The sequence below is a fragment of the Stenotrophomonas sp. 24(2023) genome (genome assembly GCF_030913365.1).
Taxonomy (GTDB): Bacteria; Pseudomonadota; Gammaproteobacteria; order Xanthomonadales; family Xanthomonadaceae; genus Stenotrophomonas.
Genome location: NZ_CP133160.1, coordinates 101,327 through 114,076, shown reverse-complemented (window position 1 = coordinate 114,076; position 12,750 = coordinate 101,327). Strand labels below are relative to the sequence as shown.

Annotated in this window: 15 protein-coding genes; 13 read left to right on the top strand and 2 right to left on the bottom strand. The window is 68.3% G+C overall.

Going from position 1 to position 12,750, the window contains the following annotated elements; genetic code table 11:
• Positions 1-115: 115 nt before the first annotated feature.
• The gene (ppsA, locus tag Q9R17_RS00525) at positions 116-2,494 is read right to left on the bottom strand and encodes a phosphoenolpyruvate synthase (protein ID WP_308156523.1); all 2,379 of its coding nucleotides are present in this window, start codon (positions 2,492-2,494) and stop codon (positions 116-118) included.
• A 144-nt stretch (positions 2,495-2,638) separates the two neighbouring features.
• Between ppsA and Q9R17_RS00520 the strand changes: the two genes are divergently transcribed.
• The 6 genes from Q9R17_RS00520 (at position 2,639) to Q9R17_RS00495 (ending at position 7,331) form a co-directional block, all read left to right on the top strand.
• The gene (locus Q9R17_RS00520) at positions 2,639-3,460 is read left to right on the top strand and encodes a pyruvate, water dikinase regulatory protein (RefSeq protein WP_308156522.1); all 822 of its coding nucleotides are present in this window, start codon (positions 2,639-2,641) and stop codon (positions 3,458-3,460) included.
• 187 nt (positions 3,461-3,647) lie between these two features.
• Positions 3,648-4,163 carry a DUF1249 domain-containing protein gene (locus tag Q9R17_RS00515; protein ID WP_308156521.1) on the top strand — a complete coding sequence of 172 codons (516 nt, stop codon included), beginning with the start codon at positions 3,648-3,650 and terminating at the stop codon, positions 4,161-4,163.
• Positions 4,164-4,205: 42 nt separating this feature from the next.
• Entirely contained in the window at positions 4,206-4,694 is a 489-nt protein-coding gene (locus Q9R17_RS00510; RefSeq protein WP_308156520.1) for an 8-oxo-dGTP diphosphatase, read from the top strand.
• Positions 4,695-4,792: 98 nt separating this feature from the next.
• Entirely contained in the window at positions 4,793-5,434 is a 642-nt protein-coding gene (locus tag Q9R17_RS00505; RefSeq protein WP_308156519.1) for a DUF2239 family protein, read from the top strand.
• Positions 5,427-5,867, top strand: a complete 441-nt coding sequence (locus tag Q9R17_RS00500) for a DUF1330 domain-containing protein (RefSeq protein ID WP_308156518.1) — start codon at positions 5,427-5,429, stop codon at positions 5,865-5,867. The genes Q9R17_RS00505 and Q9R17_RS00500 overlap by 8 nt, the downstream gene beginning before the upstream one ends.
• 84 nt (positions 5,868-5,951) lie before the next feature.
• On the top strand, positions 5,952-7,331 hold the full coding sequence (locus Q9R17_RS00495) for an MATE family efflux transporter (RefSeq protein ID WP_308156517.1): 1,380 nt from the start codon (positions 5,952-5,954) through the stop codon (positions 7,329-7,331).
• Between the two features lie 63 nt (positions 7,332-7,394).
• Here the strand turns inward: Q9R17_RS00495 and Q9R17_RS00490 are convergent, their stop codons facing one another.
• Complete coding sequence (locus Q9R17_RS00490; protein WP_308156516.1) at positions 7,395-8,108, bottom strand: methyltransferase domain-containing protein; 714 nt, start codon at positions 8,106-8,108, stop codon at positions 7,395-7,397.
• A gap of 292 nt (positions 8,109-8,400) precedes the next feature.
• Between Q9R17_RS00490 and Q9R17_RS00485 the strand changes: the two genes are divergently transcribed.
• The 7 genes from Q9R17_RS00485 to Q9R17_RS00455 all read left to right on the top strand — a co-directional run bounded on the left by Q9R17_RS00485 (position 8,401) and on the right by Q9R17_RS00455 (position 12,725).
• The gene (locus tag Q9R17_RS00485; protein WP_308156515.1) at positions 8,401-9,015 is read left to right on the top strand and encodes a CDP-alcohol phosphatidyltransferase family protein; all 615 of its coding nucleotides are present in this window, start codon (positions 8,401-8,403) and stop codon (positions 9,013-9,015) included.
• Positions 9,016-9,031: 16 nt separating this feature from the next.
• Entirely contained in the window at positions 9,032-10,108 is a 1,077-nt protein-coding gene (phaE, locus tag Q9R17_RS00480) for a class III poly(R)-hydroxyalkanoic acid synthase subunit PhaE (protein ID WP_308156514.1), read from the top strand.
• Complete coding sequence (gene phaC, locus Q9R17_RS00475) at positions 10,105-11,175, top strand: class III poly(R)-hydroxyalkanoic acid synthase subunit PhaC (protein WP_308156513.1); 1,071 nt, start codon at positions 10,105-10,107, stop codon at positions 11,173-11,175. The genes phaE and phaC overlap by 4 nt, the downstream gene beginning before the upstream one ends.
• Positions 11,159-11,545, top strand: a complete 387-nt coding sequence (locus Q9R17_RS00470) for a YfeK family protein (protein WP_308156512.1) — start codon at positions 11,159-11,161, stop codon at positions 11,543-11,545. Before phaC ends, Q9R17_RS00470 begins: the two co-directional genes overlap by 17 nt.
• A 49-nt stretch (positions 11,546-11,594) precedes the next feature.
• Positions 11,595-11,798: a PspC domain-containing protein gene (locus Q9R17_RS00465; protein ID WP_308156511.1), complete on the top strand. Its 204-nt coding sequence runs from the start codon at positions 11,595-11,597 to the stop codon at positions 11,796-11,798.
• The gene (locus tag Q9R17_RS00460) at positions 11,795-12,247 is read left to right on the top strand and encodes a hypothetical protein (RefSeq protein ID WP_308156510.1); all 453 of its coding nucleotides are present in this window, start codon (positions 11,795-11,797) and stop codon (positions 12,245-12,247) included. Before Q9R17_RS00465 ends, Q9R17_RS00460 begins: the two co-directional genes overlap by 4 nt.
• 262 nt (positions 12,248-12,509) lie before the next feature.
• A complete protein-coding gene (locus Q9R17_RS00455) occupies positions 12,510-12,725 on the top strand; it encodes a hypothetical protein (RefSeq protein WP_308156509.1) in 216 nt (71 codons plus the stop codon).
• Positions 12,726-12,750: the final 25 nt, after the last annotated feature.

The window sequence follows — 12,750 nt, the reverse complement described above, 5'->3', positions numbered from 1 at the left end:
CGGCGGTTCGTGTGGCGCGGTGCACGCCAGAAAACACGAAGCCCCGCAGAGCGGGGCTTGCGTGCTGCCGCAGTGTAGGGACGCGGTGATGAACACCGCGTCAGCCTGCCACGTGTTACTGGCCGCTCTTGTGCTTGGCCAGGCGCAGCCAGGTATCGACCACGGTGTCCGGGTTCAGCGACAGCGATTCGATGCCTTCCTGCATCAGCCATTCGGCCAGATCCGGGTGATCGGACGGGCCCTGGCCGCAGATGCCGACGTACTTGCCCTTGGCGCGCGCGGCCTTGATGGCCATCGACAGCAGCTTCTTCACCGCCGGGTTACGTTCGTCGAACAGGTGCGCGACGATCGACGAATCGCGGTCCAGGCCCAGGCTGAGCTGGGTCAGGTCGTTGGAGCCGATCGAGAAGCCGTCGAAGATCTCCAGGAATTCATCGGCGAGCAGTGCGTTGGACGGCACTTCGCACATCATGATGATCTTCAGGCCGTTCTCGCCCTGCTTCAGGCCGTTCTTGGCCAGCACCTCGACGACCTTGCGGCCTTCTTCCAGGGTACGCACGAACGGGATCATGACCCACAGGTTGTCCAGGCCCATCTCGTTGCGCACGCGCAGCACGGCCTTGCACTCCAGCGCGAAGGCGTCGGAGAAGCTCGGGTCGACATAGCGGCTGGCGCCGCGGAAGCCGATCATCGGGTTCTCTTCGTGCGGCTCGTAGTTGCTGCCGCCGATCAGGTTGGCGTACTCGTTGGACTTGAAGTCCGACAGGCGCACGATCACCGGGTGCGGGGCGACCGAGGCGGTCAGGGTGGCGATGCCTTCGGCCAGGCGGTCCACGTAGAAGCCGACCGGATCGGAATAACCGGCGATCTTCTCGTCGATCTTCTTCTTGGTGGCCGGGTCCTGGCGGTCGTATTCCAGCAGGGCATTGGGGTGCACGCCGATGTGGCTGGCGATGATCATTTCCAGGCGGGCCAGGCCGATGCCGGCGTTCGGCAGCTGGCCGAAGTCGAAGGCACGTTCCGGGTTGGCCACGTTCATCATGATCTTCAACGGTGCCGGCGGCATGTTGCCCAGATCGGTGGTGGTGCGCTCGAAGGCCAGGGTGCCTTCGTAGATGAAGCCGGTATCGCCTTCAGCGCAGCTGACGGTGACCTGCTGGCCATCTTCGATCACGCGGGTGGCGTTGCCCGAACCGACCACGGCCGGCACGCCCAGTTCACGCGCGATGATCGCGGCGTGGCAGGTGCGGCCGCCACGGTTGGTGACGATGGCCGAGGCGCGCTTCATCACCGGTTCCCAGTCCGGGTCGGTCATGTCGGCGATCAGCACGTCGCCCGGCTGCACGCGGTTCATGTCGTCCAGGGTCTTGACCACGCGGGCCACGCCCGAGCCGATCTTGGCACCCACAGCACGACCCTCGGCCAGCACCTTGCCGCCCTTTTCGGTCAGCGCGAAGCGCTCGATCTGGGTGGCGTGGCTGCGCGACTTCACCGTTTCCGGGCGCGCCTGCACGATGAACAGCTTGCCGCTGACACCGTCCTTGGCCCACTCGATGTCCATCGGGCGGCCGTAGTGCTTTTCGATCACCAGCGACTGCTTGGCCAGTTCCTGCACGTCTTCATCGCTGATGGAGAAGGTGCTGCGCAGTTCGGCCGGGGTGTCCTCGGTCTTCACGCGCTCGCCCGGCACGTCCGAATAGACCATGCGGATGGCCTTGCTGCCCAGCGCGCGGCGCAGGATCGCCGGCTTGCCGGCCTGCAGGGTGGGCTTGTAGACGTAGAACTCGTCGGGGTTGACCGCGCCCTGCACGACCATTTCGCCCAGGCCGAAGGACGAGGTGACGAACACCACGTCACGGAAGCCCGATTCGGTGTCCAGGGTGAACAGCACGCCGGAGGAACCCACGCCCGAGCGCACCATCAGCTGCACGCCGGCCGACAGGAACACGTCTTCGTGCTTGAAGCCGTGATGCACGCGGTAGGCGATGGCGCGGTCGTTGTACAGCGAGGCGAACACTTCCTTGACCTTGTGCACGACATCGTCGGCACCGGTGACGTTGAGGAAGGTTTCCTGCTGGCCGGCGAAGGACGCATCGGGCAGGTCTTCGGCGGTGGCCGAGGAACGCACGGCCACGGCCACGTCGCCGCCACCGTTGTCGGCGCTCAACTTGGCGTAGGCGGTGCGGATGTCCTGGTCCAGCTGCGGCTGCAGCGGGGCATCGATCACCCAGCCGCGGATTTCCTTGCCGGCCGCGGTCAGCGCGGTGACATCCTCCACGTCCAGCGTGGCCAGCTTGTCGAAGATGCGCTTGGACAGGTCGTTGTGCGCGATGAAGTCCTTGAAGGCTTCAGCGGTGGTGGCATAGCCACCGGGGACCGAGACCCCCAGACCGGCCAGGTTGCCGATCATTTCGCCCAGCGACGAATTCTTGCCGCCCACGCGGGCCAGGTCGGCCAGACGCAGTTCGTGCAACCACAGGATGTTCTCGTTCAAGCGCGATGCTCCGTTTGGCCATCGCCCGAGGCGGGCTGAATGGCCGCGTCCGTAGGAAGAAGCCGCTATGATGCCGGGCAGACCACCACCCGCACAAGCTTGTGCTGGCGGGCTTTTTAGGCTTCGTACGGGGTAAAAGCGCGCATGTCGACCATCCGCCCGGTGTTCTATGTTTCCGATGGAACCGGTATCACCGCTGAAACCATTGGGCATAGCCTGCTCACCCAGTTCACCGGGTTCAGCTTCATTACCGACCGCATGTCGTTCATCGACGATCCGGAAAAGGCGCGTGAAGCCTGTGTCCGCATCCAGGCGGCGGGGGAGCGCTACCAGGTCCGGCCGATCGTGGTGAACTCCTGCGTGGATCAGGGCCTGAGCGTGATCCTGGCCGAAAGCGGGGCATTGATGCTGGACGTGTTCGCCCCGTTCATCGAGCCGCTGGAGCGCGAGCTGTCCAGCCCGCGCCTGGCCCGGGTCGGCCAGGCCCACGGCATGGTCGATTTCGAGACCTACCACCGGCGCATCAACGCGATGAACTTCGCGCTGACCCATGACGACGGCATCGCGGTGAACTACGACGATGCCGATGTGATCCTGGTGGCGGTGTCGCGCGCGGGCAAGACCCCGACCTGCATCTACCTGGCCCTGCATTACGGGGTGAGCGCGGCCAACTACCCGCTGACCGACGAGGACCTGGAAAGCGACCGCCTGCCGCCGCGCCTGCGCAGCTACCGACGCAAGCTGTTCGGCCTGACCATCGACCCGGACCGCCTGCAGCAGATCCGCCAGGAGCGCCGCCCGAATTCGCGCTACGCCAACCTGGACACCTGCCGCCGCGAAGTGGCCGCCGCCGAGCGCATGTTCCAGGCCGAGCGCATCCCGACGCTGAGCACCACGCATACCTCGATCGAGGAGATTTCCAGCAAGGTGCTGGCCACTCTGGGCCTGCGCCGCGAGCTGTACTGAGCGCGGCGTAACCAGGCGCGGGGGAGGGGCCCGCCCGGTCGGCGGAGGGGGATCGGCAACCGCCGGGGCCTGCATCGGGCAGGGCTGCCATGTGCCCGCAATTATACGGGACGAACCGTGATCTTCCGCCGAACGGCGCGCGGCCACAAGCTGCCGCGGCGCACAAAGGCCGTGTAGGATCACCGCCATGGCACACGCTCGTCCCCGCATCGAACGCATCCCCCGCCTGAGCCGGCTGAGCTGGCTCATGGGCCTGTACGCGGAGAACTACCGCCACCTGGTTCGGCTGTTCGCCCCGGCCGAGCTGGCCCCGGGCAGCTACCTGTCCTCGGTGGGCGATGGCCTGGATGTCCGCCTGGACGTGATCGAATGCCATGCCTATACCGTGGAGCTGCGCCTGACCTATGACCTGTGCGACCCGGTCACCGGCCAGCCCGACCCCTCGGCCTATGTGCGCCTGTACCGCGATGCCCGCCAGGCCGAGACCACGCACTGCTATGTCGGCCGTCGCTGGCAGGACACCATGGGCCTGTACCCGCCGCCGGCCGAGCTGATCAGCCACCGCATGCGGATGAACACCTTCCTCGGCAAATGGCTGGAATACCTGGCCGAGCGCGGTCACGGCGTGGCCACCCTGTCGCGCGACCCGCATGCCCCGGCCGCCGCGGTCAACGCCGACCGCCGCCTGTCGCTGGTGCGCTGATCGGCCATAATCACCGGCTGATCCACTGCTGGACACCGCCGCATGCCGTATACCCCGATCGTGGCCACCCTGGGCTACGTGCTGTCGCCGGATGGCCGACAGGTACTGATGATCCACCGCAACACGCGCCCCGGTGACCACCACCTGGGCAAGTACAACGGCCTGGGTGGCAAGATCGAAGCGGACGAGGACGTGGCCGCCGGCATGCGCCGCGAGATCGCCGAAGAGGCGGGCATCGACTGCACCGCCATGCGCCTGCGCGGCACCCTCAGCTGGCCGGGCTTCGGCAAGCAGGGCGAGGACTGGTTCGGTTTCGTGTTCGTCATCGATGCCTTCGAGGGCACGCCGCATGGCGGCAACCATGAAGGCACGCTGGAATGGGTCGATCTGGACAAGCTTGATGCCCTGCCGATGTGGGAGGGCGACCGCAACTTCCTGCCGCTGGTGTTCGATCAGGACCCGCGCCCGTTCCATGGCGTGATGCCCTACCGGGATGGACGGATGCAGAGCTGGTCCTACAGCCGGCTGTAACCGGGCCGCTGCGGCGCGGGCCATTAATTACCCGGGTAATATTGACGACCATAATTTACCCGGGCAATAATGGCGCATCTTCCCTGCGTGGCGCCGTCATGTCCCGTTCCTCCGTTCCGGCCTTCAGCTGCTTCGATGGCCACACCCATGTCGCCTCCGGTCCGCCGGTAGTGGTCGCGCTGGCACTCAGGCAGCGGCGTGCTGCCGATGCGGCCGGCCCGCTGCTGGTGTTCGACAACGCCACCGGCCAGACCCGCGATTTCGATACCCGTGGCAGCGAGGCGCAGCTGCGGGCGCGCGTGGCTAAGGCTTTTCCGCCGGCGCAGGCCGAGGCCGGCGGGGACGCTGCGGCCGTGGCCGACGAGGGGGCCGAAGCGGCGCCGCGGGGCCGCGGCCGCCCGAAACTGGGCGTGGTCGCCCGCGAGGTAACCCTGCTGCCACGCCACTGGGCGTGGCTGGCCGAACAGCCCGGTGGCGCCTCGGTGGTGCTGCGCCGGCTGGTGGAACAGGCCAGCCGTGCTGGCGCGGACAAGGACCGCCGGCGCCGCCACGCCGAGCGTGCCTACCAGTTCCTGCAGACCATCGCCGGTGACCTGCCGGGGTTTGAAGACGCGCTGCGCGCCCTGTTCGCGCATGACCGTGCCCGCCTGGAAGCCCTGCTGGCCGGGTGGCCGGGCGATGTGCGGGCGCACGCGCTGCTGCTGGCCTTTGAGGGCGCTGCGGAGGTGGGCCATGACTGAGCCGATGCTTGCTTACCTGCAGCCGACCCAGCACTCGGGTGCTGCGTTCATGCGCCGGGGCCTGCAGGGCCCGGTGGTGATGCTGAACCTGCTGCGCTTCCGTGACCTGGCCGATTACCGCGCCGACCCGCAGCTGGCCCCGGCGACGCCGATCAGCGGCGCGCAGGCGTTCGAGCGTTACGTGCAGCACACCCTGCCGTTCCTGCAGGCCTCCGGCGGCGAGATGCTGCTGCTGGCCGAGGCCGGCCCGTGGCTGATCGGTCCGCAGGACGAACACTGGCACCAGGCGCTGCTGATCCGCCAGCACAGCGTCGAGGCGTTCATGGCCTTCGCCCAGCATGGCCCCTACCTGGCCGGGCTGGGCCATCGCACGGCGGCCCTGGCCGATTCGCGCCTGCTGCCGTTGTCGGCGCTGCCGCTGCCCATTCCCTGATCCGGGGCTTCGGCCCCCTCCCTGTGGCTTCCTTCCTGGGCGTGTGCGCACCGGGCAGGGAAGCGCTTGCCTGAAGGAACCTGCATGTCTTCCTCTTCTCCTGTCCGGCCCGCTGTGGCCGTACCTGCGCCCCTGCCACCCTGGCGCAGCTACCTCGCGCTGCTGCTGCCGATGACCCTGACCAACGCGCTGCAGCTGGCAGCCGGCACCCTGGACAACGTCTTCCTGGGGCACATGATCGGCACCGCTGCCGTGGCTGCCGCTGCGGCGTTCTTCCCGGTGTTCTTCCTGCTGCTGGCACTGGTCATGGGCTTGGCCACCGGGGCCACGGTGCTGGTCGGGCAGGCGTGGGGGGGCGGCCGGCCGGAGCAGGCGCGCACCGTGTTCGGCACCGCCATCGCACTGGTGCTGTCGCTGTCACTGCTGGTGATGCTGGGCGGTGGCCTGCTGGCCCCGCAGCTGCTGTCGGCGCTGGGGACGCCGGCGCCGGTGCTGGCCGATGCGGTGGGTTATGCGCGCGTGCTGCTGCTGGCCGCACCTGTTTTCTTCCTGTTGTGGCTGGCTGCTTCGGTCAGTCGCGCGGTGGGCGACGCGCTGTCGCCGCTGCACGCGCTGCTGGTGGCTACCGTGCTGGGCCTGCTGTGCACGCCGGCGCTGATCGATGGCTGGTTGGGGCTGCCCCGGCTGGGCGTGGCCGGCGCCGCTGCATCGGCGGCGATCGCCACGGCGGTAGCACTGGGTTGGCTGGTAGGGCGCTGGCATCGCCGCGCGCACCCGCTGGCGCCGGATCGCCACCTGCTGCGCGCGATCCGCTTCGACGGCACGGTGCTGCGTTCGATGCTGCGCATCGGCGTGCCCTCCACGCTGCAGATGCTGGCGTTGGCGCTGGCGGAAATCCTCCTGCTGGGCTGGATCAACCGGCACGGTGTGCAGGCCACGGCGGCCTATGGTGCGGTCAACCAGGTCATGGGCTGGGTGCAGCTGCCGGCGATGTCGCTGGGCATCACGGCCACCATTCTTGCCGCACAGGCCATGGGCGGCGGGCGCCGCGCGCAGCTGCCCAGCATCGCGGGCACGGGCATCGCGCTGGGCCTGGCCCTGCTTGGGGCGGTCGTGGCCGCGGTCTACCTGCTGGCACCGGTACTGCTGCGCCTGTTCCTGGACGATGCGGATGTGCGCCTGCTGGCCGTATCGCAGCTGCATACGGTTGCCTGGGGCGTGCTGGCGATGGGCGTAAGTGCGGTGCTGGTGGGGGTGATGCGCGGCAGCGGTGCCGTGGTGGTGCCGGCGCTGGTGGGCGTAGGGGCCATCGTTGCGGTGGAGCTGCCGCTGGCCGCGTGGCTGCAGCAGCACCACGGCCTGCCGGGCCTGTGGTGGGCATGGCCGCTGGGGCTGGTGGCGGTGGTGGGTGTGCAGGGCCTGTACTTCCGCTCCTGGCGCGCCGGGGCCGGGCTGGAGGGGTAGGGCTGGCGGGTGACCGCCAGACCGCCGGGGCCCGTCGTCGGGTGGCCGCGCAGTTACCGCCGCTCACCGCAACCGGCGTGCCAGCAGCAGGTGGAACAGCTTCTCCACCGTGCGGCCATCATTGCCGGGACCTTGCTCGCGGTGGGCGCGCCAGCCGGTCACGGCGAACCCGGCGCTACGCAGGCCAAGATCGACGTCGGCCAGGCTGTGCAGGTGGAATCCCTGTGCGGTGAAGGGCAGGGTGCGCATGAAGCCGGCATCGCCGAAGGCCACGCACAGCCGCCCGCCCGGGCGCAGCACGCGCGCCAGCTCGGCCAGGGGGATGGACAGGGTGGGCCAGAAATACAGCAGGTTCACCGCCAGGGCAGCGTCGATGCGCGCGTCGGCCAGGTCCAGTGCATGTACATCGCCCAACTGCAGCTGCGCGCGCGTACCCAGCCCGCGTGCTGCCAGCTGCGCAGTGCCGGCCTCGACCATCGCCGGGGAGAGTTCGATGCCCAGGTAGCGGCTGCCGGGTGCCTGCAGCAGGTCGGCGACGAAGGCAGCATTGCCCGGCCCGATTTCCAGGACCTGTTCACCGGCGCCGACCGCGAGCAGGCGGTTGGCCGCATGGTTGAGCGCGCCGTTGCTGCGGTTCATCGATTCGGCGATGGCCCGAGCGGCCGGGCCGTGGGGCAGCCGCAGTTGCGCGGCCAGGTCTGCGGCGTCCAGGGGCGTTCTCTCATCCGAGCGGCGGGTGCGAACGGACGTGGCGGCGGCGGGTCCGCCGACGACCATAGCCCTCGCCGGGTTCCTTGGGAAGTAGGGAAACCCCTCGACGTCGTGATGAGCAAATCACCAGCGTCGCAGTCCGTGCGACGAGGTTGTCCACAGGGGGTGTGGATTACGAGTGAGCAACTTTGTGGATAAATGCCGCCAGCCCCCACCCCCCTAGGCTGTCAAGATGGGTGGCGAAAAATTCACCGCAGGTGAGGCGGCGTGATCCGTGGGTGAAGAACGGCCATGGCCGCGCTGTCGCCAGCAGCGGCGCTCGCGGTACCCTGTGGGCCTTCAAGCCGCGCGAGCCTTCATGAAACGTCATTTCTCCATGCTGCGTGAGTTCCAGCTGGCGGACTGGTTCACCCTCGCCAATGCCTTCTGCGGTACCGGCGCGGTGTTTGCCGCCCTGCGCTTCCTGCAGGATGGCGAACTGGGCTACCTGTTGTTCGGCATGGCGCTGATTCCATTGGCCTTCGTCTTCGACGCGCTGGACGGGCGCATCGCGCGCTGGCGCAAGTCCAGCTCCACGCTGGGCCGCGAGCTGGATTCGCTGTCGGACGTGATTTCCTTCGGCGTGGCGCCGGCGGCGCTGGCCTATGCCTGTGGCATGCAGGGCGGCTGGGACTGGCTGGTGCTGAGCTACTTCGTCTGCTGCGGCGTCAGCCGCCTGGCCCGCTACAACGTGACGGCCGAGGCCATGGCCGGTGACGGCGACAAGGTGCCGTACTTCGAGGGCACCCCCATCCCGACCAGCCTGGCGCTGGTGATCGTGCTGGCCGTGGCCGCCTTCAACGGTGCCATCGGCGATGCACTGTGGCTGGGCCAGTGGCAGATCGGCCCGTGGCAGCTGCACCCGCTGGTGCTGTTGTTCGCGCTGTCCGGTTCGCTGATGATCAGCAAGACGTTGCGCATTCCCAAGCCCTGAAACGGTAGACCACGGCATGACCACTTCGGCCCACGACCCGGGCGGCGGCGATTACCAGGCCCAGGCCCGGCAGTATTTCGATGCCTGGGGTGACGCCCTGCGCCACGCGGCCCAGCACGGCGGCGCGCCGGCGGGCAATGATCCGGTCAGCTGGAAGCATGTCTTCGACTGGTGGGCGCAGCTGTTGCCCGAACAGGGCAGTGGCGCGGGCGAGGACGCGGTGCGCCGCTTCCGCCAGCAGGCCGGGGGCTGGTACGGCACCATGCAGGATGTGGCCTCGCGCTTTGCCGGCCGGGATACCAGCAGCGCTGAAGTAGCCCAGGCCTGGCGCGAGGCGGTGCTGGGGCAGGGCGATGGCATGGTGCAGTGGATGCTGCGCGGGGCCAGCGGCAGCACCGCTGATGGCCAACCGCTGCCGGACATGGCCGCGCTGCTGCAGCAGTGGCAGCAGCAGGCCGAGCCGTGGCTGCACAGCCCGGCGTTCGGGCCGGGCCGTGAGCACCAGGCGCGCTGGCAGGCACTGCTGCGTGCGCAGAACGATTTCCAGGCGCAGGGCCGCGCCTACATCGCGCAGATCCGGGGAGCGCTGGACGAGGCGTTCGTGCTGTTCGAACAGCGCCTGGCCCAGCACGAACTGCCGGGCAGCCAGCTGACCAGCGCCCGGGCGATGTTCGACCTGTGGATCGAAGTGGCCGAGGAGGCCTATGCCAAGGTCGCCCTGTCCGAACCGTTCCAGCAGGTCTATGCGGCGCTGGGCAACGCGCACATGCGCCTGCGCGCAGCCGTGCAGCAGGAAGTGGAACAGGTGAGCGAGCGCGTGGGCCTGCCCACCCGCAGCGAAATGGATGCCGCGCACCGGCGCATCGCCGAGCTGGAACGCAGCCTGCGCCGTCTGCAGGCGACCGTTGCGGCGATGGCCACGGGGCCGGCGGCCAAGGCACCGGCCCACGGCAAGGCCGCACCTGCGGCACCCAAGGCACCCAAGGCGGCGGCGAAGAAGGCCCCGACGGCCCGTGCACCGGCGAAGAAAACCGCGAAGAAAGCGGCGAAGAAAGCGGCCCCGAAGGCTTCAAAGAAGGCGCCGCGCCGATGAAGGGACCGCTGGGCTTCAACGCCGATGACCTGATGCAGGAAACCCTGGCCATGCAGCGCAAGCTGATGGAGGGATTGAACCTGCTGCCCCAGGTGGACGATGTGGAGTACGGTGCCACCGCGCGCGAGGAAGTGTGGCGCGATGGCAAGGTGGTCCTGTACCGCTTTGTCGGCGCGCAGGCCCCCAGGGCCGGGCAGCCGCCGCTGCTGATCGTCTATGCGCTGGTGAACCGGCCCTACATGGTCGACCTGCAGCAGGACCGCTCACTGGTGCAGAAGCTGCTGGCACTGGGCCGCGATGTCTACGTGCTGGACTGGGGCTATCCGGACCGCTCCGAGCGCTACCTGACGCTGGAGGATTACCTGCTGCGCTACATCGACGGCGCCGTGGATGCGCTGCGCCAGCGCAGCGGCAGCGCGGTGGACCTGCTGGGCATCTGCCAGGGCGGCGTGTTCGCGCTGTGCTATGCGGCGCTGCGCCGGGCCAAGCTTGCACGCTTGATCACCATGGTCACCCCGGTCGATTTCCAGACCCGCGACAACATGCTCTCGCACTGGGCGCAGCAGGTGGACGTGGACCTGCTGGTGGACACGCTGGGCAACATCCCGGCCGACCTGATGAATGCCAGCTACCTGATGCTCAAGCCGTTCCGGCTGAACGTGCAGAAGTACGTGGGCCTGCTGGACATCCTTGATGACAAGGCCGCGCTGGAGGATTTCCTGCGCATGGAAAAGTGGATCTTCGACTCCCCGGACCTGGCAGGCGAGGCGTTCCGCGACTTCATCAAGCAGTTCTACCAGGGCAACGGCCTGATGCACGGGACCGTGCGCATCGGCGAGGAGGCGGTGGATCTGTCGCAGGTGACCCTGCCGGTGCTGAACATCTATGCCGAGCAGGACCATCTGGTGCCACCGGATGCCTCGCGCGCGATGCGGGACCGCCTGGGCACGGCCGACTACACCGAATCCAGCTTCCGGGGCGGGCACATCGGCATCTATGTGTCCGGCCGCGCGCAGCGCGAAGTGCCGGCGACCATTGATGGCTGGCTCAATGCGCGCCCGGCCTGACCGCAGGTACGGCGCCCCCTGGCTGGCGGCGCTGCTGGTGGTCGCGTTGCCCGTGCAGGCGGCGCCCGGCCCGGAGGCCCGCCGCGAGATCGGCGCGCTGATCGCCAGCCTGGACGGTTCCACCTGCCAGTTCCAGCGCAACGGCACCTGGCATGACGCCGCCGCAGCGCGGGCGCACCTGCAGCGCAAGTACGACTACCTGCTGAAGAAGGACCTGGTGGACACGGCCGAGCAGTTCATCGAACGGGCCGCCAGCCAGAGCAGCCTCAGCGGCAAGGCCTACCGCATCCGCTGCCCGGGCCAGCCGGAGCAGACGGCTGCGGCCTGGTTCGGACAGCGCCTGCAGGCATTGCGCCAACGCACGCCGTAGACACCGGGGGCGGTACAGTAGTGGCCGACCGGTTGCAGGAGTCCAGGCCATGAGTACCCTACCGACCACACTGTCGCGATCGCTCAACGACCGCATGATTGCCGGTGTCATGGGCGGTATCGCCCACCGCTTCGGCTGGAACAGCACGCTGGTACGCATTGTCTACGTGCTGGTTTCGCTGGCGTCGGCGGGTTTTCCGGGCATCCTGATCTACCTGATCCTGTGGCTGCTGATTCCCAACGAGGCCGATTGAGCGCCGCTCCGCGGCCAACGCCCGGCTGGCTGCGCCTGCTGCAGTGGCTGGGCGCGCTGTGGACCCTGCCCAATACGCTGATCGGCCTGCTGGCCGGCGCTGCAGGCCTGCTGGCCGGGGCGCGCCTGCGCTGGAGTGGCCGCGACTGCGCGCTGGTGTTCGACCACTGGCCGTGGGGGCCGGGCGGGGCCATCACCTTCGGCAACGTGATCCTGCATACCGGGCATGACCTGGGCATGCAGTGCCGCACCTACGCGCACCAGGCCGGTGAGCGGGTGGAGCCGTTGATCCGCCTGGACGACCACGAACGTGCCCACGTCTACCAGTACCTGGTGCTGGGCCCGCTGTACCTGCCGGCCTACCTGCTGTGCGGCGGGGTAAGCGCGCGCAACCCGTTCGAGCGCGCGGCCGACCGCTATGCCCAGACCGGGCGGGGCTGGTGGCCGTAGGCATGCGCCGCGCACGAGGGGCGCGCTCGTGCGCACGGCAACGCCGCCGCCCGCGCCGGAAGCCCTCGTTTCGTTAGGTGCGCGTTAAAGATTGGTAAGCATTTTGGGGCGATCGCGACGTCATCTGCATGCAACCGATCGTCATTAGCCTGCGTGACGTTCCAGTCAGCTTCGCCGCGGTATGCTCCACCTCGATGGGCACGCTGGAACGCCCATCGAACGCAGTAGGTAGTTGCAGTAGCAATCTGGAGGAAGACATCACATGGCAATCGTTCTTTATGTCGGTGGTAGCAAGGATGGCGAGAAGGGCGTGGTGCCCTACGGCTTCAGCAAATCCCGCGCCGACACCGCGCTGGGGCCGGAGTTCTACACGGAGCGGTTCATGGAACTGCAAGGGGTCGGCAAGGTCCGGTTGATGGCGCTGGAAGGCATGCGTGACGAGATCGTCATGCAACATGCCGCCCGCTACTACCGTTGACCTGAGCAGTACGCGGCAGGGCGCG